The 20,868-nt window shown below is 55.9% G+C and carries 14 protein-coding genes; 9 read left to right on the top strand and 5 right to left on the bottom strand.

What is annotated here, in order from left to right:
* Positions 1 to 245: 245 nt before the first annotated feature.
* The 3 genes from metB to metF all read left to right on the top strand — a co-directional run bounded on the left by metB (position 246) and on the right by metF (position 5,015).
* Entirely contained in the window at positions 246 to 1,406 is a 1,161-nt protein-coding gene (gene metB, locus ACI2I2_RS12595) for a cystathionine gamma-synthase (protein WP_404658213.1), read from the top strand.
* A 2-nt stretch (positions 1,407 to 1,408) separates the two neighbouring features.
* Positions 1,409 to 3,841 (top strand): bifunctional aspartate kinase/homoserine dehydrogenase II, encoded by a 2,433-nt coding sequence (locus ACI2I2_RS12590; RefSeq protein ID WP_404658212.1) that lies wholly within the window; start codon positions 1,409 to 1,411, stop codon positions 3,839 to 3,841.
* A 286-nt stretch (positions 3,842 to 4,127) separates the two neighbouring features.
* Positions 4,128 to 5,015, top strand: a complete 888-nt coding sequence (gene metF, locus ACI2I2_RS12585; RefSeq protein ID WP_404658211.1) for a methylenetetrahydrofolate reductase — start codon at positions 4,128 to 4,130, stop codon at positions 5,013 to 5,015.
* Between the two features lie 89 nt (positions 5,016 to 5,104).
* On the opposite strand, the gene ACI2I2_RS12580 is transcribed toward metF, so the two are convergent.
* Genes ACI2I2_RS12580 through ptsP form a run of 3 tightly spaced genes read right to left on the bottom strand, consistent with a single transcriptional unit; the run spans position 5,105 to position 9,397 of the window.
* A complete protein-coding gene (locus tag ACI2I2_RS12580; protein WP_404658210.1) occupies positions 5,105 to 6,208 on the bottom strand; it encodes a glycerol dehydrogenase in 1,104 nt (367 codons plus the stop codon).
* Between the two features lie 10 nt (positions 6,209 to 6,218).
* On the bottom strand, positions 6,219 to 6,881 hold the full coding sequence (fsa, locus tag ACI2I2_RS12575) for a fructose-6-phosphate aldolase (RefSeq protein WP_404658209.1): 663 nt from the start codon (positions 6,879 to 6,881) through the stop codon (positions 6,219 to 6,221).
* A gap of 14 nt (positions 6,882 to 6,895) precedes the next feature.
* Complete coding sequence (ptsP, locus tag ACI2I2_RS12570; RefSeq protein ID WP_404658208.1) at positions 6,896 to 9,397, bottom strand: phosphoenolpyruvate--protein phosphotransferase; 2,502 nt, start codon at positions 9,395 to 9,397, stop codon at positions 6,896 to 6,898.
* 310 nt (positions 9,398 to 9,707) lie between these two features.
* Here ptsP and ACI2I2_RS12565 point away from each other — a divergent pair, with 310 nt between their 5' ends.
* From ACI2I2_RS12565 to ACI2I2_RS12545, 5 genes are read left to right on the top strand one after another with little or no spacing between them, the layout of a single operon-like run.
* Positions 9,708 to 10,787, top strand: coding sequence for a PTS fructose transporter subunit EIIC (locus ACI2I2_RS12565; protein ID WP_404658207.1), 1,080 nt, complete (start codon positions 9,708 to 9,710; stop codon positions 10,785 to 10,787).
* Between the two features lie 12 nt (positions 10,788 to 10,799).
* The gene (locus ACI2I2_RS12560) at positions 10,800 to 11,120 is read left to right on the top strand and encodes a PTS fructose-like transporter subunit IIB (RefSeq protein ID WP_404658206.1); all 321 of its coding nucleotides are present in this window, start codon (positions 10,800 to 10,802) and stop codon (positions 11,118 to 11,120) included.
* 55 nt (positions 11,121 to 11,175) lie between these two features.
* Positions 11,176 to 13,473, top strand: a complete 2,298-nt coding sequence (locus ACI2I2_RS12555; RefSeq protein ID WP_404658205.1) for a formate C-acetyltransferase — start codon at positions 11,176 to 11,178, stop codon at positions 13,471 to 13,473.
* Positions 13,439 to 14,314: a [formate-C-acetyltransferase]-activating enzyme gene (locus tag ACI2I2_RS12550; protein ID WP_404658204.1), complete on the top strand. Its 876-nt coding sequence runs from the start codon at positions 13,439 to 13,441 to the stop codon at positions 14,312 to 14,314. The genes ACI2I2_RS12555 and ACI2I2_RS12550 overlap by 35 nt, the downstream gene beginning before the upstream one ends.
* Before the next feature lies 1 nt (position 14,315).
* A complete protein-coding gene (locus tag ACI2I2_RS12545; protein WP_404658203.1) occupies positions 14,316 to 14,669 on the top strand; it encodes a PTS fructose-like transporter subunit IIB in 354 nt (117 codons plus the stop codon).
* Here ACI2I2_RS12545 and ACI2I2_RS12540 read toward each other — a convergent pair.
* Positions 14,659 to 15,501: a helix-turn-helix transcriptional regulator gene (locus ACI2I2_RS12540; protein ID WP_404658202.1), complete on the bottom strand. Its 843-nt coding sequence runs from the start codon at positions 15,499 to 15,501 to the stop codon at positions 14,659 to 14,661. The two genes, ACI2I2_RS12545 and ACI2I2_RS12540, sit on opposite strands and share 11 nt — an antisense overlap.
* Positions 15,502 to 15,739: 238 nt before the next feature.
* Here ACI2I2_RS12540 and katG point away from each other — a divergent pair, with 238 nt between their 5' ends.
* Positions 15,740 to 17,920: a catalase/peroxidase HPI gene (katG, locus tag ACI2I2_RS12535; RefSeq protein WP_404658201.1), complete on the top strand. Its 2,181-nt coding sequence runs from the start codon at positions 15,740 to 15,742 to the stop codon at positions 17,918 to 17,920.
* Between the two features lie 143 nt (positions 17,921 to 18,063).
* On the opposite strand, the gene ppc is transcribed toward katG, so the two are convergent.
* Positions 18,064 to 20,715, bottom strand: coding sequence for a phosphoenolpyruvate carboxylase (ppc, locus tag ACI2I2_RS12530; protein WP_404658200.1), 2,652 nt, complete (start codon positions 20,713 to 20,715; stop codon positions 18,064 to 18,066).
* Positions 20,716 to 20,868: the final 153 nt, after the last annotated feature.

Raw genomic sequence — 20,868 nt, 5'->3', positions numbered from 1 at the left:
AATCATTAATAAAAGGTCTGAGCGCTCGCCCGACCATAATCCCGCACAGTTTACCTTAGTGATGTGACCATGACATCAGCAAAGCCTTTTCTAATGTGCGCTAATACGGATGATTTTAACGGCTATTCACCGATTGCTCAATCTATACGCAAAGAAGTTTAGATGTCCAGATGTATTGACGTCTATTGTGGCAGTGGTTACTCTGGGGCCTGACTTTTCATCGCCAAAGCCAGGAACGATTCACCATGACGCGTAAACAAGCCACCATCGCAGTGCGTAGCGGGTTAAATGATGACGAGCAATATGGCTGCGTTGTCCCCCCGATTCACCTCTCCAGTACCTATAACTTCACCGGATTCAATGAGCCCCGCGCTCATGACTATTCCCGTCGCGGCAACCCGACTCGTGATGTCGTGCAGCGTGCGCTGGCGGAACTGGAAGGTGGCGCGGGCGCGGTGCTGACCAATACCGGCATGTCAGCCATTCATCTGGTGACGACGGTTTATCTGAAGCCTGGCGATTTGCTGGTGGCACCACACGACTGTTACGGCGGCAGCTATCGCCTGTTCGATAGCCTTGCAAAGCGCGGTTGCTACCGCGTGCTGTTTGTCGATCAAGGTAACGAGCAGGCGCTGAAAGCGGCGCTGGCAGAAAAACCGAAGCTGGTGCTGGTAGAAAGCCCAAGTAACCCATTGTTGCGCGTCGTGGATATTGCGAAAATCTGCGAACTGGCGCGTGCGGCTGGTGCCATCAGCGTGGTGGATAACACCTTCCTGAGCCCGGCGCTGCAAAACCCACTGGCGCTTGGGGCCGATTTGGTTCTGCATTCCTGCACCAAATACCTGAACGGCCATTCCGATGTGGTCGCGGGCGTGGTGATTGCGAAAGATCCTGACACTGTCACTGAGCTGGCATGGTGGGCGAATAATATTGGCGTCACCGGCAGCGCGTTCGACAGCTACCTGCTGCTGCGTGGTCTGCGTACGCTCAGCCCGCGTATGGAAGTGGCGCAGCGTAACGCAACGGCCATTGTTGAGTTCCTGAAGCAGCAACCGCTGGTGAAAAAGCTGTATCATCCTTCTCTGCCGGAAAACCAGGGCCACGAGATTGCCGCTCGTCAGCAAAAAGGCTTTGGGGCGATGCTCAGTTTTGAACTGGACGGCGATGAGAACACCCTGCGCCGCTTCCTGAGCGGGCTGTCGTTGTTCACACTGGCAGAATCTTTAGGCGGCGTGGAAAGCCTGATTTCCCACGCGGCGACCATGACCCATGCGGGCATGGCACCAGAAGCGCGCGCAGCGGCAGGGATCTCCGAAACGCTACTGCGTATTTCGACCGGTATTGAAGATAGCGAAGATTTAATTGCCGACCTGGAAAATGGGTTCCGGGCAGCAAACGAGGGGTAAACATGAGTGTGATAGCGCAGGCAGGGGCGAAAGGTCGTCAACTGCATAAGTTTGGTGGCAGCAGTCTGGCGGATGCGAAATGTTACCTGCGTGTGGCAGGGATTATGGCTGAGCACTCGCAGCCTGAAGACATGATGGTTGTTTCCGCCGCAGGCAGCACCACCAACCAGTTGATCAGCTGGCTGAAGCTCAGCCAGACCGACCGCCTTTCTGCGCATCAGGTTCAGCAGTCGCTGCGTCGTTACCAGATTGAACTGATTACCGGCCTGCTGCCTGCCGACGTTGCCGACAGCATGATTGCCGGTTTTATTCAGGATCTTGAGCGTCTGGCGGCACTTCTCGATGCGGGCATTACCGATGCCGTGTATGCCGAAGTGGTGGGCCACGGTGAAGTGTGGTCGGCCCGTCTGATGGCGGCTGTTCTGCAACAACAAGGGCTGGATGCTGCCTGGCTTGATGCCCGTTCCTTCTTGCGTGCAGAACGCGCCGCCCAACCCCAGGTGGATGAAGGCCTCTCATTCCCACTGCTCCAGCAATTGATGGCGCAGCATCCGAACAAACGTCTGGTGGTGACTGGATTTATCAGCCGCGATAACGCGGGTGAAACAGTCCTGCTGGGCCGTAATGGTTCTGACTATTCCGCCACGCAGATTGGCGCACTGGCGGGCGTTTCCCGCGTCACCATCTGGAGTGATGTGGCCGGTGTTTACAGCGCCGACCCGCGTAAAGTGAAAGATGCGTGTCTGCTGCCACTGCTGCGTCTTGATGAAGCCAGCGAGCTGGCACGTCTGGCGGCACCGGTTCTGCATGCCCGTACTCTTCAACCTGTTTCCGGCAGTGATATCGACCTGCAACTGCGCTGTAGCTACACCCCGGATCAGGGCTCAACCCGTATTGAGCGCGTACTGGCCTCTGGCACTGGGGCACGTATTGTCACCAGCCATGATGATGTTTGCCTGATTGAGTTTGTTGTGCCTGCCGGGCAGGATTTCAAACTGGCGCACAAAGAAATTGATTTAGTGCTTAAACGTGCGCAGGTTCGCCCGCTGGCGGTTGGCGTCCATACTGACCGTCATCTGCTGCAATTCTGCTATACCGCTGAAGTGGTGGACAGCGCGCTGAAGCTGCTGGATGAAGCTGGCCTGCCAGGCGAACTGCGTTTGCGTCAGGGTCTGGCGCTGGTAGCGATGGTCGGGGCGGGTGTGACCCGCAATCCACTGCATTGCCACCGTTTCTGGCAGCAGTTAAAAGGTCAGCCAGTGGAGTTCACCTGGCAGTCTGAAGAAGGCATCAGCCTGGTTGCCATCTTGCGTACCGGGCCGACAGAAAGCCTGATTCAGGGCCTGCATCAGTCCATTTTCCGTGCCGAAAAACGTATCGGCCTGGTGTTGTTCGGCAAGGGCAACATCGGTTCTCGCTGGCTTGAGTTGTTTGCCCGCGAGCAAAGCACGCTTTCCGCGCGTACAGGGTTTGAGTTCGTTCTGGCGGGCGTGGTGGACAGTCGTCGCAGCCTGTTGAATTACGAAGGTCTGGATGCCAGTCGCGCGCTGGCATTCTTCAACGATGAAGCCGTCGAGCAGGATGAAGAATCGCTGTTCCTGTGGATGCGCGCTCATCCGTATGACGATTTGGTGGTGCTGGACGTGACGGCAAGCGAACAGCTCGCCGATCAGTATCTTGATTTCGCCAGCCACGGTTTCCATGTGATCAGCGCCAACAAACTCGCCGGTGCCAGCACCAGCGACAAGTACCGCCAGATCCACGATGCGTTTGAAAAAACAGGGCGTCGCTGGCTGTACAACGCCACTGTAGGCGCGGGCTTGCCGGTCAACCATACCGTGCGCGACCTGCGTGAAAGTGGCGACTCGATTCTGGCCATCAGCGGGATTTTCTCGGGCACGCTTTCCTGGTTGTTCCTGCAGTTTGACGGCACGGTGCCGTTCACCGAACTGGTGGATCAGGCCTGGCAGCAAGGGCTGACCGAGCCAGACCCACGCGTCGACCTTTCAGGCAAAGATGTGATGCGCAAGCTGGTTATCCTGGCGCGTGAAGCGGGTTATGACATCGAACCGGATCAGGTACGCGTCGAATCCCTGGTGCCGTCGCATTGCGAAGAAGGCTCCATCGACCATTTCTTTGAGAATGGCGATGAGCTCAACGAGCAGATGATCCAGCGCCTGGAAGCCGCGCAGGAAATGGGTCTGGTGCTGCGCTATGTCGCCCGTTTCGATGCCAACGGCAAAGCACGTGTTGGCGTGGAAGCGGTTCGTCCTGAGCATCCCCTGGCGGCACTGCTGCCCTGCGATAACGTCTTCGCGATTGAAAGCCGCTGGTATCGCGACAACCCGCTGGTTATCCGCGGGCCGGGTGCGGGCCGTGATGTGACCGCCGGGGCGATTCAGTCCGATATCAATCGTCTGGCTCAGCTTCTGTAGTTTCCTCGGCTTTTCCCCCTCTCCCTAACCCTCTCCCTCAAGGGAGAGGGAACTCTGCTTCTCCCCTCGCCCTGTGGGAGAGGGGCCGGGGGAGAGGGCATCAGGCCGCACTTCCCCCCATCATGAACTTTTTTCATCTTCGCTGAATATTCCTCACCCCTTCCGGTGTTTTTTCTGTTGACGTCCTGCGGCTTTTCCGTCATTTTTACATCTGGACGTCTAAACGTATAGAAGTTCACATAACAACAAACATCAGCAACTCCAAAGCGACAGACAGAGGTAAGGTATGAGCTTTTTTCACGCCAACCAGCGGGAAGCCCTGAATCAGAGCCTGGCAGAAGTAGGCCAGATTAACGTTTCCTTTGAGTTTTTCCCGCCGCGCACCAGTGAAATGGAGCAGACCCTGTGGTCCTCTATCGACAGGCTGAGCAGCCTGAAACCGAAATTCGTTTCCGTCACCTACGGCGCGAATTCAGGTGAGCGCGACCGTACGCACAGCATCATCAAAGGGATTAAAGACAGAACGGGTCTCGAAGCCGCTCCGCATCTGACCTGCATCGATGCCTCGCGCGAAGAGCTGCGTACCATTGCCCAGGATTACTGGAATAACGGTATTCGCCATATCGTCGCCCTGCGCGGTGATTTGCCTCCGGGCAGCGGTAAGCCGGATATGTACGCGGCCGATCTGGTGAGCTTGCTGAAGGATGTGGGTGATTTCGATATTTCGGTTGCCGCTTATCCTGAAGTGCACCCGGAAGCGAAAAGCGCGCAGGCCGATTTGCTGAATCTGAAACGTAAAATCGATGCCGGGGCAAATCGCGCGATCACCCAATTCTTCTTCGACGTGGAAAGCTACCTGCGTTTCCGCGATCGCTGTGCAGCGACCGGCATTGATGTGGAAATTATTCCGGGCATTCTGCCGGTCTCCAACTTCAAACAGGCGAAGAAATTCGCTGATATGACCAACGTCCGCATTCCTGCGTGGATGGCGCAAATGTTTAACGGGCTGGATGATGATGCAGAAACTCGCAAACTCGTCGGCGCGAACATCGCGATGGACATGGTGAAAATTCTCAGCCGCGAAGGGGTGAAGGATTTCCACTTCTATACCCTGAACCGCGCAGAAATGAGTTACGCGATTTGCCACACACTCGGTGTGCGTCCTGCGGTATAACTCAAAAAAATGTCGGGTGGCGCTGCGCTAACCCGACCTACGAACCTGTGTAGGCCGGTGCAAGCGCAGCGCCGTCCGGCAATCAGACGTTATTCCCAGTGCAGTAAACACTGCTGGCCGAATTTATCGGCCACCAGCAGCGCCGCATAAACCTGGTCAACAGTCACGCCACCCGGCATGCTGTGGATGGTTTCACCCGGTGCGCACGCCGCTTCCGCCACAATGCGCATTTTTTCCTGCACATCATTTTGAATATCCAGCTGTGCCAGGGTGATGGGCAGGCCGATGGCGTAGCAAAGCGCGGCGACAGTTTCGATCTCTTCCTGCGGCGCGTTTTCCAGCACCAGTTGCGTGAGCGTACCGAACGCGACTTTTTCGCCGTGGTAATAATGGTGCGCATCCGGAATGGCGGTTAAGCCGTTATGCACCGCGTGAGCTGCCGCCAGGCCGCCGCTTTCAAAGCCGACGCCGCTGAGATAGGTATTCGCTTCAATCACGCGTTCAAGCGCAGGCGTCACCACATGTTTCTCCGCCGCCAGCATGGCTTTTTCACCTTCTTCCAGCAGCGTGTTGTAGCACAGTTCCGCCAGCGCCAGCGCGGCCTGAGTGCAGCGCCCGCCTGCCATGGTGGTTGCGCCACTGCGTGAACAGGCACGTGCTTCAAACCACGTTGCCAGCGCATCACCAATGCCCGCCGCCAGCAAACGTGCAGGTGCGCCAGCCACCACTTTGGTGTCGACAATCACCAGGTTTGGATTGTGTGGGAGCATCAGGTACCTGTCGAATTCGCCCTCGTCGGTATAGATGACGGAAAGTGCGCTGCAGGGCGCATCGGTTGAGGCGATGGTTGGCGCGATGGCGACAGGCACATTCATAAAGTGTGCCAGCGCTTTAGCGGTATCCAGCGTTTTGCCCCCGCCAATGCCCAGCACGGCCTGGCATTTTGCGTTGACCGCGATGTCACGTAAGCGATTGATTTCATTTTGCGAGCATTCGCCATTGAACGGCACGATATCAGCCGCTAAGCCGCTCTCGTCGATACTTTTGCGCAGCGTCTTCTCAGCGAAACCGAGCACAAATTTATCGCCCACGATGAGCCAGCGTTCAGCCATCGGCTTGAGATAGTCACCGAGGCGGGTGAGAACATCTGCACCCTGGATATATTTGCCTGGCGATTGAATAATCCTGTCCATACATCACTCCTTAAAGGTTGAGATTGCCAAATGCGTTGTTCCAGTCCTGCTCAAACTTCTCAATAGCTGACTCTACTGCGGGCGTGCCGAGCATTTGTTGCGCTACGTCTAAGGGAAGGGTGATTGCTTCGCACCCGGCGAGCAGGCAATCCAGCGCCTGACGCGGCGTTTTAAAACTGGCCGCCAGCACTTTGCTTTGCGGAGCGTGCAGTTCCAGCAGCGCTTGCAGTTCCCGCACTGTCTGGATGCCGTCGCCGCCCTGGGCATCCACACGGTTAACATACGGCGCGACATATTCAGCCCCAGCAAGTGCGGCGAGTAATCCTTGCGAGGCGCTATAAACGGCAGTGCCGAGTGTCGGAATACCTTCACTTTTTAACTGTTTGATGGCCGCCAGCCCTTCCGCCGTCACCGGAATTTTGACCACGATGTCGGGCAGAAAATTAGCCAGGCGTTTTGCTTCATCCACCATGCCCTCCGCGGTGCGGCTCATCGTTTGGGCAAAGAGTTTGCCCTGTGGACCAATGGCTTCCTGTAACTGTGGGAGCACTTCCCACAGCGCGGTTTTTCCAGCGGCAATAATGCTCGGGTTGGTGGTGACGCCTGCAATCGGATAAATACGGGCCAGACGACGGACTTCGGCGACATTTGCGGTATCGAGATACAGTTCCATGAGGGTTCCTTAGGTCAGAGTTCCAGTTCGTGTTGCAGCAGGCTGGCGATTGCTTCTGGTGAAGCCGCGTTAACCAGCGCATCGCGAAATTCCGCGTGCATGATGCGGCGGGCCAGTCGTGAGAAAATACGCATGTGTTGATCGCCTGCGGCGTGCTTATTCAGCGTCAGCATGATGATGAACTGCGCTTCTTCTTCGCCCCATTGCACCGGTTTCGGCAGGCGCGCCAAGCTGATCGTGGATTGTTCGATGTGCTCTGATTTGCTGTGCGGGATGGCAAAACTGAAGCCAAGGCCTGTCGAAAACACCGCTTCGCGTGCCCAGAGATCGGCTTCCAGCTTACGAGGGTAGCGGCAGCGTCCGGCCAGCAGCAGGTTGTCGGTCATGCCTTTGAGCACTTCTTCTTTGCTTTGCCAGTCGTTATCAAGCGAGATGCAGTTGGCGGCGATCAGCGGCGCGTCATGTTGCGTCATGCGGAATTGTGCCAGCAAATGCTCCACTTCCAGTGAAGTACGACAGGCCATCGCCTGATTGAGCAACTGACGGCAGGCACGGCTGTCGAGCTGCGCCAGACGCGCTTTTGTGGCAGGAATGGCAGGCGCGCTCATGCTGATTTCATCCAGCCCGAGCCCGACCAGCAGGGGAAGCACGGAACCTTTCGCCCCCAGTTCGCCGCACAGGCCAATCCATTTTCCCTGGCGATGAACGGCCTGCACCGCAAAATCCAGCGCGCGTAAAAACGCCGGGTTCAGGCTGTTGTAGTGGCGCGTGACTTTGGCGTTATCGCGATCGACCGCCAGCAGGTATTGCGTCAGGTCGTTGCTGCCGATGCTGAAGAAGTCTATCTCCTCGCAACACTGGTCGATGATGAACATCACCGACGGCACCTCCAGCATGATGCCGAGAGGAATTTTTTCATCAAACGGGATTTGGGCGCTGCGTAATTGCTGTTTGGCTTCGGCGAGTTTTTCTTTCACCCATAAGATCTCTTCCATCGAGGAGATCATCGGGATCATGATCTTCAGTTTGCCGTGAGCAGAGGCACGCAGGATCGAGCGAAGCTGAGTCGTAAACAGCGCGGCGTACTCTTCATAAATGCGCACTGCGCGATAGCCCAGGAACGGGTTGTTTTCTGCGGGAATCTTGAGGTAATCCACCGGTTTGTCGCCGCCGATATCCATGGTACGCACGATGATGCTACGTCCGGTTGCGGACTCCAGCGCCTGACAGAAAATGTTGTACAGCTCATCTTCGGAAGGTGCGCTGGTTCTGTCCATGTACAGCATTTCCGTGCGGAACAAACCGACCGCCTCAGCACCGTTACCAAAAGCGGCCTGCGCTTCCACGGCGTGGGCGATATTGGCGGCCACTTCCAGGCGTAGTCCATCCGCACTTCTGGCCTCTTTTTCCAGCCACACACTTTGCTGTTCACGCAGCGCAGCCTGAACACGGGCTTCCTGCTGGTAATAGCGGTTAATGGCCGGTGTCGGTTCTACAGCGACGGCACCGGTATTTCCGTCGAGCCAGACAGGCTGATTTTGCCAGCGTGAAAGGGCAGGAATATCCACGCCAACCAGCGTCGGAATATTGAAGGAGCGAGCGAGGATCACGGTGTGAGAAGTCGTGCCGCCACTTTGCAGAATCAACCCTTTCAGCAGGCTTTTATCGAGCTCCAGAAACTGGCCTGGCGTCAGTTCGTCGGCCATGCAAATGGACGGTTGAGTGAGCTGGCCCGGAGCCGGGAAGCGGGCTTCGCCGTAGATCTGTTGCAGCAGCTGATAACAGACATCGGTCACATCCAGTACGCGTTCCTGCAAATAGCTGCTGCTGGACTGCGCAAAGGTTTCGCTGAAGTGCCGGGCGCTGCGAATGATGGCTTCGGCGCAGCTCAACCCTTCAGTGATGCCCTCCAGAAGATGCTGACGCAGACTGGTGTCCGTTGCCAGTGAGCGATGGGCGTCAAGAATAGCGCTGGTGGTGCTGTCGCTGTCCAGTTGGCGCAGCGCCAGGGTTTTGACCAGCAAGGTTAGCCCATTATCCAGCGCGGCTTGCTCTTGCTCCTGAGACAACGTGGCGGGCAGATTGCTGAGCGCACCGAGATTCAGCGCGGTGATGGCCGTCAACACGCCGCCTGCGCTGCCGCTGCAAACAGAGCGGGCGCGAATCAGCGTTGGGTTCAGATGAGTCAACGATTCCGGCAGGGCATCCATTTCCTGTTCGCTTGCGTGTTCCAGCGGTGCATCACAGTGAGGAAATTCATCGCGAAACCAGGCGCTGAGCTTTTGTTGGGCGCAGGCCTCGTCTGGCCCTTCAATACGTATCTGACAGCTGTCTCCGGTGAGGGTGTCAGTGCCGATAATCGCCAGCGCACTCTTGGCGTTACCGCTGCGCTCGCTGCGTAAATTGTGCCACTCAATCGCCGATGAGAAGGTGTTGCACAGCGTTTCCACCAGGCTTGCCGGGCGAGCGTGCACACCGTTGGGCAAGGTACAGATAAATTCCACAACCTGGGCCATGGCCTTTCTCCTCAATTCAAATAGGGTCTGGCGACAGCATAGAGCGGGGAAAAGGGCAGGGGCTATCTGACAAAACGGCTAAAAACTGGATAAATGTATTATCCCTGTTGAAATGCGACATCGCTCACAGGTCGCAGGTAATCCGCACTTTTGGCTGAACTGCTCAACTCTTTGAGAGCGATCGCATTTTTCATCAGACATTACAAAAGTCCAGTAAATGGCCTTTTTGTCCACTGTCTGTTGTGCCGTCGATTGCCTATTGTGGCCCCAACAACGTTATGGAGATGGGCCAATGGCCCGGGAGCAGCAAATGAAAGAGTTGGTGCACATCCTCAAAAACACCCGTCAGCATTTAATGACCGGCGTGTCGCATATGATCCCGTTCGTGGTCGCCGGAGGCATTCTGCTCGCGGTGTCTGTCATGCTGTATGGCAAAGGCGCGGTACCGGATGCCGCAACAGATCCCAACCTGAAAAAGCTGTTTGATATTGGCGTGGCGGGGCTAACCCTGATGGTGCCTTTCCTGGCTGCTTACATCGGTTACTCCATTGCGGAACGCTCGGCGTTGGCTCCTTGCGCCATTGGCGCCTGGGTCGGCAACAGTTTTGGCGCAGGCTTCTTCGGCGCGATTATCGCCGGGATTATCGGCGGGATCGTCGTCTTCTATCTCAAGCGCATTCCCGTGCCGAAAGTCCTGCGCTCGGTCATGCCCATCTTTGTGATCCCGATTATTGGCACCTTTGTTACCGCCGGGATCATGATGTGGGGCCTGGGCGAACCGGTTGGCGCGTTGACTCACAGCCTCACCAGTTGGCTGCAAGGAATGCAGCAAGGCAGCATTGTTGTGCTGGCGATTGTGATGGGCCTGATGCTGGCGTTCGACATGGGCGGGCCAGTCAACAAAGTGGCTTACGCTTTCATGCTTATCTGTGTGGCGCAGGGCGTTTATACGGTGGTGGCGATTGCTGCTGTCGCGATTTGTGTCCCGCCGCTTGGGCTGGGGCTGGCAACGCTGATTAAGCGCAATAACTTCAGCGCGGAAGAACGAGAAGCCGGAAAAGCGGCACTGGTCATGGGCTGCGTGGGCGTGACCGAAGGCGCAATCCCGTTTGCCGCCGCCGACCCATTGCGCGTCATCCCCTCCATCATGCTGGGTTCTGCGTGCGGCGCGGTTACCGCTGCGGTCATCGGCGCGCAATGTTATGCGGGCTGGGGCGGGCTGATTGTGCTGCCGGTGGTCGATGGCAAGTTGGGGTATATCGCGGCGGTTGCGGTGGGCGCTGTGGTGACGGCTGTTAGCGTCAACGTCCTGAAAAGCCTGGCACGTAAACAGCAAAAACCGGTTGTTGAGAAAGAAGACGACCTGGATTTGGATTTCGAGATTAACTAAGAGGGAATGACCATGATTTCAATTATCGCAGTAACGGCTTGTCCATCCGGGGTCGCTCACACCTACATGGCTGCGGAAGCGCTGGAAGCCGCGGCGAAAGCCAAAGGCTGGCAGGTCAAAGTAGAAACGCAGGGCTCGATTGGCCAGGAAAATACCCTGACGGCGGAAGAGGTGGCAGCCGCTGACATGGTTATCCTCACCAAAGATATCGGCATCAAATTTGAAGAGCGTTTTCAGGGCAAAACGATTGTCCGCGTCAACATCAGCGATGCGGTAAAACGCGCCGACGCCATCATGAACAAGATTGAATCCCACCTGACGCAAACCGCTTAGCACACCGGCCCGCTTCTGTTTGGGCGGGCCGCCTGAACTCAAAAAGGAGTGCCCCATGACGAATCGCATTCAACGCCTGAAAGACGCCCTGTTTGCCAGACCCCGTGAAATTTCCCTTGAGCGCGCGCTGCTGTATACCGAAAGCCATCGGCAGACGGAAGGCGAGCCGGTTGTCCTGCGCAGAGCCAAAGCGACGGCGCATATTCTGGATAAGGTGGAGATAGCGATTCGTGATGAGGAGCTGATTGCCGGGAACCGAACCGTGCAGCCGCGCGCTGGCATTATGTCACCGGAAATGGACCCGTACTGGCTGCTGAAGGAGCTGGATCAGTTTTCAAGCCGCCCGCAAGACAAGTTTGCGATCAGCGAAGACGACAAACGAATCTATCGCGAAGAGCTTTTCCCTTACTGGGAAAAACGGTCGATGAAGGATTTCATCAACGCCAGAATGTCGGATGAGGTCAAAGCGGCGGTCGCGACGCAAATCTTTAGCATCAACCAGACCGACAAGGGGCAAGGGCACATCATCATCGATTACCCACGCCTGCTGGAGAATGGCTTGGGTGCGCTGGTGGCCGAGCTGAAAACGCTCTGTCAGCGCGAGCAGGATAATGATTTTTATGCTGCCGCGTTGCTACTGCTGGAAGCCTCGCAGCGTCATATTCTGCGCTATGCCGTGCTTGCCGATGCGATGGCGCTTGAGTGTCAGGACGCGAAACGGGCGGAAGAATTGCGCCAAATGGCTGAGATTTCACGCCATAACGCAGAACACAAGCCGAAGACGTTCTGGCAGGCGTGTCAGCTGTTCTGGTACATGAACGTGATTTTGCAGTATGAGTCGAATGCGAGTTCGCTCTCCATCGGGCGCTTCGATCAGTACATGCTGCCTTTTTATCAGGCCTCGCTGAGCCAGGGCGAAGACTCTGCTTTCCTGCGCGAGATGCTTGAATCGCTGTGGGTGAAGTGCAACGACGTGGTGCTGCTGCGCTCAACCAGCAGCGCGCGCTATTTCGCGGGCTTCCCGACTGGCTACACCGCCCTGCTTGGCGGGCAGACGGAAAACGGCCGCAGCGCGGTAAATATCCTCTCTTTCCTTTGTCTGGATGCCTATCAGAATGTCCGTCTGCCGCAGCCAAACCTGGGCGTGCGCGTGAATGAGCTGATTGATGGGCCGTTCTTACGCAAAACGGCAGAAACCATTCGTCTGGGCACAGGCATTCCGCAGATTTTTAACGATGAAGTGATCGTCCCGGCGTTCCTGAATCGCGGAGTTTCGCTGGAAGATGCGCGTGATTATTCCGTCGTGGGCTGCGTGGAGCTTTCTATTCCCGGAAAAACCTACGGGCTGCATGATATTGCGATGTTTAACCTGCTGAAAGTCATGGAAATTGTTTTGCAGGAAAACGAAGGCAATGCGGGCATCAGCTGGGAGTCGCTGCTGGAAAAAATCAGGGCGAAGACCAGCCACTTCATTTCACTGATGGCTGAAGGCAGCAATATCTGCGATATCGGTCATCGCGACTGGGCACCGGTGCCGTTGCTGTCGTCGTTTATCAGCGATTGTCTGGAGAACGGGAAAGACATCACCGAAGGCGGCGCTCGTTACAATTTCTCAGGCGTACAAGGGATTGGCATCGCCAACCTCAGTGATTCTCTGCATGCCCTGAAAGGCATGGTGTTTGATCAGCAAAGGCTGAGTTTCGATGAGCTGCTGGCGGTGCTGAAAGCCAACTTTGCGACGCCAGAAGGCGAGAAAATTCGCGCCAGACTGATCAACCGCTTTGAGAAGTACGGCAACGATATCGACGAAGTGGACAACATCAGCGCCGATTTGCTGCGTTACTACTGCAAAGAAGTGGAAAAATACCGTAATCCGCGCGGAGGGCAATTTACGCCAGGGTCGTACACTGTGTCTGCTCATGTGCCGTTGGGCGCGGTGGTCGGCGCAACGCCAGACGGGCGCTACGCGGGCGAGCAACTGGCCGACGGTGGTTTGTCACCGATGCTCGGGCAGGACATGCAGGGGCCAACCGCCGTGCTGAAATCGGTGAGTAAGCTGGATAACACGTTGTTGTCTAACGGCACATTATTGAATGTGAAATTCACACCCGCGACGCTGGAAGGTGATGCCGGGCTGAATAAACTGGCTGATTTCCTGCGGGCTTTCACCAAACTGAAATTGCAGCACATCCAGTTTAACGTGGTGAATGCCGATACCTTGCGTGAAGCGCAGGCGCGACCACAAGATTTCGCCGGGCTGGTGGTGCGTGTGGCGGGTTACAGCGCCTTCTTTGTCGAGCTGTCGAAGGAGATCCAGGATGACATTATCCGCCGCACCGCGCATCAATTGTGAGGGGCTGGAGACGCGCGCTGACACGGCGCGCATTTTCAATATTCAGCGCTACTCCCTGAACGACGGGCAGGGGATCCGCACGGTGGTTTTTTTCAAAGGCTGTCCGCACCGTTGCCCCTGGTGCGCCAATCCGGAATCTCTTTCACCTGCTATTCAAACGGTGCGTCGCGAGAGTAAATGCCTGCACTGTGCGCCCTGTTTGCGTGATGCAGATGAATGCCCTTCGGGGGCATTTGAACGTATCGGTCGGGATGTGACGCTGGAGCAACTTGAGCGTGAGGTGCTGAAAGACGAGGTTTTTTATCGCACTTCCGGCGGGGGAATCACGCTTTCGGGCGGCGAAGTGTTAATGCAGGCGGGGTTCGCGACTCGCTTTCTCAAAAGATTACGCAGGGCGGGTTTGCATACCGCGATCGAGACGGCGGGTGATGGACCCTTGAGTCGCCTGCTGCCTTTGGCTCAGCAGTGCGACGAAGTGCTCTTCGATCTAAAAATAATGGAGCCTGCGCGCGCTCAGGCGGTAGTGAAAATGAATCAGCCACGCGTGCAGGAGAATTTTTTAGCGCTGGTGAAAGAGGGGATCAACGTCATTCCGCGTCTTCCGTTGATTCCGGGGTTCACTCTGGAAGACGAAAATGTGCGACGCGTGCTGGCTTTTTTAGCCCCGACAGGCATACGAGAGCTGCATTTGCTTCCCTTTCACCAGTACGGCGAACCAAAATACCGATTGCTGGGCGGCGAATGGGCGATGAAAACGTGTGTGCCGCCGACGGCGGAAGACATTGCTCGCGTTCGTGGCAAAGCAGAAGCAGAGGGTTTTCAGGTAACGGTAGGAGGATAACGTGACGGGAACGGGCGGAAGATTTCTGGTGGCGGTGACGGCGTGCGTTAGCGGCGTGGCCCACACTTACATGGCGGCAGAGCGTCTGGAGAAGCTTTGCCAGCAGGAAAAATGGACCGTCAAAATTGAAACTCAGGGCGCACTTGGGATTGAAAATGCGCTGAGCCTCGAAGATATCTCACGAGCCGATGTGGTGCTGCTGATAACCGACATCGATTTGAGCGGCGAAGAGCGATTTGGCGGCGCACGGTACGTTCGCTCAGGCATCAATACTTTCTTACGTGAACCGCAAAAAGTGATGAGCGCGGTGCGCAAACTGCTTTCGGCCCCGCAACACACTCATATCACTCTTTAATCGACAACTGGCTGTGATACTGCCGCCGATATTCCGACGGCGAACGGTCGGTGTTTTTGCGAAACAGTCGGCAGAAATAGTTACTGTCGGTGAAGCCGCAGGCATGCGCCACTTCCTTCACTTTCAGGTCGTACCCTTTGAGCAGCGCTTTGGCTTTTTCGAGCCGGGTGTGGTTCAGATATTCGTTAAAGCCTAAGGCACCGCTTTTATTGAACAGGTGCGACAGATAATTGGGCGAAATATAAAACGCGTGGGCGACGGAGTCCCGGCTCAGGGCGTCGGCATAATTCGCATCAATATGATCGCGAATCGCCTCGAACAGCGCCTGGCTGCGCGACGCGGTCTGAATCTGGCTGCTTAACAGGTCGGCGCAGTGGCTCAGCAGGCTCATCACAATCATCTTTGCGGTGTTGTTATTCTGCGGCTGCATGCGAATTTCATTCAGCGCCTGCAATAAAAAAGAACCCACGCGCGGGCCACGACGCGCCACGTGCTGTTTCATCACGTTCTGGAGCTGCTGCCCATCCCAGTGCTGCACGCTAAAACCAAGCTGTTGTTTGCCAAATAAAATACTGAGCGTGGTGGCGGGTTTCTCCCACTGCGGACAGTTCCAGCTACCTGCTGGCACATACAGCAAATCGTGAGCGTTAAGGCTGAATGGCCCGTCGCAAATTTCACCCTTCAACACAATTTCAAGCCTCGGGAAATCGACCTGGAATGCCAGCGGCGGCACCGTGCCGTTTTCGTGCGCAAAGTAGCAAGTCTTCAATGCGTCCACTGAAGACAGCAATGACGTAACGATTCGGGTGATGGTGCTGTCGTTTTGATCCATTACTTCACCTCTCCGGAATGATTTACGAAAAAACGCTGACAGATCATTGACCTCATTCCCCTGCATAATCCAGGCTTATTGGTGAAAGTTTACGGACTCGTCGACATTTCTATGAACAACATTTGTTATGGTGTTCATGGCCAGAAGGAAAGAACTATCAAATCTGTAGATTTTATCATCTATAACTTATCTGCAGAGCTGTATATCCTGGTATTAAAACACTGAAGGGAGCAGGAAGATGAGCAATCAAGAAAACGATCACAACACGTTATCCGCAGCAAAGTGCCCATTCCATCAGGGCAGCCATGACGAAAGCGCAGGCGCAGGGACCAGCAGCCGAGACTGGTGGCCAAAACAACTTCGCGTCGATCTCCTCAATCAGCACTCCAATCGCTCTAATCCACTGGGCGAAGATTTTGATTACCGTAAAGAATTCAGCAAATTAGATTATTCCGCCCTGAAAGGCGATCTCAGAGCTCTGCTGACTGATTCGCAGCCATGGTGGCCTGCCGACTGGGGCAGCTACGCTGGCCTGTTTATTCGAATGGCGTGGCACGGTGCCGGGACCTATCGTTCTGTCGATGGGCGTGGTGGCGCAGGGCGTGGTCAGCAGCGTTTTGCTCCGCTGAACTCCTGGCCAGACAACGTCAGCCTGGATAAAGCACGTCGCCTGCTGTGGCCTATCAAACAGAAATACGGCCAGAAAATCTCCTGGGCCGACCTGTTCATTTTGGCGGGTAACGTGGCGCTGGAAAACTCCGGCTTCCGTACCTTCGGTTTTGGTGCCGGGCGTGAAGACGTTTGGGAACCGGATATGGACGTCAACTGGGGCGATGAAACGACCTGGCTGAAACACCGTGATCCGGAAGAGTTGGCTAAACGTCCGTTAGCCGCTACCGAAATGGGCCTGATTTATGTGAACCCGGAAGGGCCAAACGCCAGCGGTGAACCACTGTCTGCGGCGGCCGCCATTCGTGCCACCTTCGGCAACATGGGCATGAACGACGAAGAAACCGTCGCGCTCATCGCCGGTGGTCATACATTAGGGAAAACTCACGGTGCGGGCGAAGCAACCCACGTGGGCGCTGACCCGGAAGCGGCCCCAATTGAAGCACAAGGCCTCGGTTGGGCAAGCACGCACGGCAGCGGTGTCGGTGCAGATGCCATCACTTCTGGTCTGGAAGTGGTATGGACTCAAACGCCAACTCAGTGGAGCAACTACTTCTTCGAGAACCTGTTCAAATATGAGTGGGTGCAGACTCGCAGCCCGGCAGGTGCAATTCAGTTTGAAGCGGTGGATGCGCCGGAAATCATTCCTGATCCGTTCGACCCGTCCAAAAAACGTAAGCCAACGATGCTCGTTACCGACCTGACACTGCGTTTTGACCCGGACTTCGAGAAAATCTCTCGTCGTTTCCTCAACGATCCACAAGCCTTTAACGAAGCCTTCGCTCGCGCGTGGTACAAACTGACTCACCGCGATATGGGGCCAAAAGCGCGTTACATCGGGCCAGAAGTGCCGAAAGAAGATCTGATTTGGCAGGATCCGCTGCCACAGGCGTTCTTTAACCCAACCGCAGAAGATATCGACGTTCTGAAGGCAGAAATTGCGCACTCCGGGCTTTCTGTGAGCGAACTGGTGTCTGTTGCGTGGGCATCGGCTTCCACCTTCCGCGGCGGCGATAAGCGTGGCGGGGCCAACGGTGCTCGTCTGGCTCTGGCACCTCAGCGTGACTGGGATGTGAACGCTGTTGCTGCTAAAGCGCTCCCGGCGCTGGAAGCGATTTATAAATCTTCTCGCCGTGCTTCTCTGGCAGACATCATTGTGCTGGCTGGTGTGGTTGGTGTCGAAAAAGCGGCGGAAGCTGCTGGCGTGAATATTCATGTGCCGTTTACGCCAGGCCGTGTGGATGCCAGCCAGGATCAGACCGATATCGAAATGTTCAGCCTGATGGAGCCGGTAGCCGATGGTTTCCGTAACTATCGCGCTCGTCTGGATGCAGCGACCACCGAATCCCTGCTGATCGACAAAGCGCAGCAACTGACGCTGACCGCGCCGGAACTGACTGTGCTGGTGGGTGGTTTGCGTGTTCTGGGTGCCAACTTTGATGGCAGCAACAACGGCGTGTTTACCGACCGTGTGGGCGTGCTCAGCAATGACTTCTTCGTCAACCTGCTGGATATGCGCAACGAGTGGAAAGCCACCGACGCTTCTAACGAACAGTTCGAAGGACGTTGCCGTCAGAGCGGTGAAGTGAAACACACTGCAACCCGTGCGGATCTGGTGTTTGGCTCTAACGCCGTACTGCGTGCGCTGGCAGAAGTTTATGCCTGCGACGATGGCAAAGAGAAGTTTGTGAAAGACTTCGTGGCGGCATGGGTGAAAGTGATGAACCTGGATCGCTTCGACCTGCAGTAAACCTGTCTCAGACGTAAAAAATCCCCGCTTTCGAGCGGGGATTTTTGTTTGGGCATTTGCGAAATTGCCGGGCGGCACGTTGTTTGCCCGGCCTACAGGATTTTGTAGGTCGGGTAAGCGTAGCGCCACCCGACAGAACGCGATTAGCCGGTATTACGCATACCTGCCGCAACACCTGCGATGGTGACCATCAGCGCCTGTTCAACGCGTGGGTCCGGCTCTTTGCCTTCTTCCTCGGCCAGACGTGAACGGTGCAGCAATTCAGCCTGTAATACGTTCAACGGGTCGGTGTAGACGTTACGCAACTGAATGGACTCTGCAATCCACGGCAAATCGGCCATCAGGTGCGAGTCGTTGGCGATATCCAGCACAACTTTGATGTCCGCTTCCAGCAGTTCACGCAGTTCTGCGCCCAGTGGCCACAGTTCTTTTTTCACCAGACGCTGATCGTAATACTCTGCCAGCCACAGGTCCGCTTTGGCGAAGACCATCTCCAGCATGCCTAAACGGGTAGAGAAGAACGGCCAGTCTCGGCACATGGTTTCCAGTTCGCTCTGTTTGCCGTCTTCCACCACTTTTTGCAGTGCAGCACCGGCACCCAGCCAGGCTGGCAGCATCAGACGGTTTTGCGTCCAGGCGAAAATCCACGGAATGGCGCGAAGGGATTCCACGCCACCGGTTGGACGACGCTTCGCAGGGCGAGAACCCAGCGGCAGTTTGCCCAGTTCCTGCTCTGGCGTGGCAGAACGGAAGTACGGTACGAAATCTTTGTTTTCACGCACATAGCCGCGGTACATATCGCAGGAGATGTCTGACAGTTCTGCCATGATGTGACGCCATTCGGCTTTTGGCTCTGGCGGTGGCAACAGGTTCGCTTCCAGAATCGCACTGGTGTAGAGCGACAGGCTGCTGATGGTGACTTCCGGCAGGCCGTATTTGAAGCGGATCATCTCGCCTTGTTCGGTCACGCGCAGGCCACCTTTCAGACTTCCTGGAGGCTGAGAGAGCAGAGCCGCGTGCGCAGGCGCGCCGCCACGACCGATAGAACCGCCGCGACCATGGAACAGCGTCAGCTCAATGCCCGCTTTTTCGCAGGTTTTGATCAGTGCGTCCTGCGCCTGATATTGCGCCCAGGAAGCGGCCATCACGCCCGCATCTTTCGCGGAATCGGAATAGCCAATCATCACCATTTGCTTGCCCTGGATAAAGCCACGATACCAGTCGATGTTCAGCAGTAGCGTCATTACATCGTTGGCGTTGTTGAGGTCATCCAGCGTTTCGAACAGTGGTGCCACCGGCAGCGCAAAGCCGATGCCCGCTTCTTTCAGCAGCAGGTGTACAGCCAACACGTCAGAAGGTGTTTTTGCCATGGAGATAACGTACGCCGCCACGGAACCCTTCGGCGCTTCGGCAATCACTTTGCAGGTGTCGAGCACTTCGCGGGTTTCTTCACTTGGCTCCCACTGACGTGGTAGCAGCGGACGTTTGGAATTTAGTTCACGGATCAGGAAGGCCTGTTTGTCGGCTTCAGACCAGCTTTCGTAATCACCAATGCCGAGATAGCGGGTCAGTTCGCCCAGCGCTTCGGTATGACGAGTACTTTCCTGACGCACGTCGATGCGCACCAGCGGCACGCCGAAGCACTTCACGCGGCGCAGGGTATCGAGCAGTTCACCGTTGGCGATGATGCCCATCCCGCAAGATTGCAGAGACTTGTAGCAGGCGTACAGCGGTTCCCACAGTTGTTCGTTCTGCGTGATCAGGCCAGCCGGCTTAGGCAGTTTTTCGCCCTTCAGGCGCGCTTCCAGCCATGCCTGAGTGGCGACCAACTGACTACGCAGGGTTTTCAGCAGATAGCGGTAGGGCTCCGTTGCACCCGCTTCACCCACGTATTCGCGTAGCTCATCGGTGCATTCCACCATCGACAGTTCGGAAATGAGCAGTTGAACATCTTTCAGGAACAGGTCGGTTGCTTTCCAGCGGCCCAGCAGCAGCACGGTGCGGGTGATATCGGCGGTCACATTCGGGTTGCCATCACGGTCGCCGCCCATCCAGGAAGTGAAACGCACGGGCACAAAATCAACAGGGAGCTGATAACCAAGGTTATCTTCAAGCTGTTCGTTCAGTTCGCGCAGGTAGTTTGGCACACCTTCCCACAGGCTGTTTTCAACGACCGCAAAACCCCATTTGGCTTCATCAACCGGGCTTGGGCGGTGTTTACGAATTTCATCGGTATGCCAGGACTGGGCAATCAGCTGGCGCAGACGGCGCATCAGCTGGTGCTGTTCATAGTCGGCGATATCTTTGTTATCGAGCTGTTTCAGGCAGGTGTTCACTTCCACCATTTTGTGGATCAGTGTACGACGCGTGATTTCCGTGGGGTGAGCGGTCAGAACCAGTTCGAGCGACAGCGCTTCGACCGCTTTCTTGATGGTCGCTTCGTTGAGATCAGGCTGATCTTTGAGTTTACGAAGCGTACGAGCAATCACTTCCGGGTTGCTGGCGGCTTCACCTTTCGGTGAAATACTGTGGTATTGCTCGGCGGTATTCGCCAGATTCAGAAACTGACTAAAGGCGCGGGCTACCGGGAGCAGCTCATCGTTAGACAGATTCTGTAACGTGGTCAGCAATTCCTGGCGATTGGCTTCATTGCCCGCACGGGAAGATTTTGACAACTTACGAATGGTTTCAACGCGATCAAGAATGTTTTCACCAAGTGCATCCTTGATGGTTTCTCCTAACACCTTACCGAGCATACTGACATTACTGCGCAAAGCGGAATATTGTTCGTTCATAAACCCCAGACACCCCATCTCATTTATGTATGTCCCGGGATTTTGCACAACCGTGTTGAGACCGATTACGGTGACGCAAAATCGTTCGGACATGCTTTTCGGTATTTTCTCGTCTTCACTTTATAAAGCCACGTAAAAACCCCTACGTCAATT

Origin of the sequence: Scandinavium sp. NPDC088450, assembly GCF_044900545.1 — a bacterium.
Taxonomy (GTDB): Bacteria; Pseudomonadota; Gammaproteobacteria; order Enterobacterales; family Enterobacteriaceae; genus Scandinavium.
This window is presented reverse-complemented; position numbering and strand designations above follow the sequence as displayed.

Bases quoted from the DNA above. Each gene is read 5' to 3' on its own strand.
- ACI2I2_RS12580 (WP_404658210.1), bottom strand. From the start codon at position 6,208: ATGGACAGGATTATTCAATCGCCAGGCAAATATATCCAGGGTGCAGAT.
- fsa (WP_404658209.1), bottom strand. From the start codon at position 6,881: ATGGAACTGTATCTCGATACCGCAAATGTCGCCGAAGTCCGTCGTCTG.
- ACI2I2_RS12590 (WP_404658212.1), top strand. From the start codon at position 1,409: ATGAGTGTGATAGCGCAGGCAGGGGCGAAAGGTCGTCAACTGCATAAG.
- metB (WP_404658213.1), top strand. From the start codon at position 246: ATGACGCGTAAACAAGCCACCATCGCAGTGCGTAGCGGGTTAAATGAT.
- ACI2I2_RS12565 (WP_404658207.1), top strand. From the start codon at position 9,708: ATGAAAGAGTTGGTGCACATCCTCAAAAACACCCGTCAGCATTTAATG.
- metF (WP_404658211.1), top strand. From the start codon at position 4,128: ATGAGCTTTTTTCACGCCAACCAGCGGGAAGCCCTGAATCAGAGCCTG.
- katG (WP_404658201.1), top strand. From the start codon at position 15,740: ATGAGCAATCAAGAAAACGATCACAACACGTTATCCGCAGCAAAGTGC.
- ACI2I2_RS12550 (WP_404658204.1), top strand. From the start codon at position 13,439: ATGACATTATCCGCCGCACCGCGCATCAATTGTGAGGGGCTGGAGACG.
- ACI2I2_RS12560 (WP_404658206.1), top strand. From the start codon at position 10,800: ATGATTTCAATTATCGCAGTAACGGCTTGTCCATCCGGGGTCGCTCAC.
- ppc (WP_404658200.1), bottom strand. From the start codon at position 20,715: ATGAACGAACAATATTCCGCTTTGCGCAGTAATGTCAGTATGCTCGGT.
- ACI2I2_RS12540 (WP_404658202.1), bottom strand. From the start codon at position 15,501: ATGGATCAAAACGACAGCACCATCACCCGAATCGTTACGTCATTGCTG.
- ACI2I2_RS12555 (WP_404658205.1), top strand. From the start codon at position 11,176: ATGACGAATCGCATTCAACGCCTGAAAGACGCCCTGTTTGCCAGACCC.
- ptsP (WP_404658208.1), bottom strand. From the start codon at position 9,397: ATGGCCCAGGTTGTGGAATTTATCTGTACCTTGCCCAACGGTGTGCAC.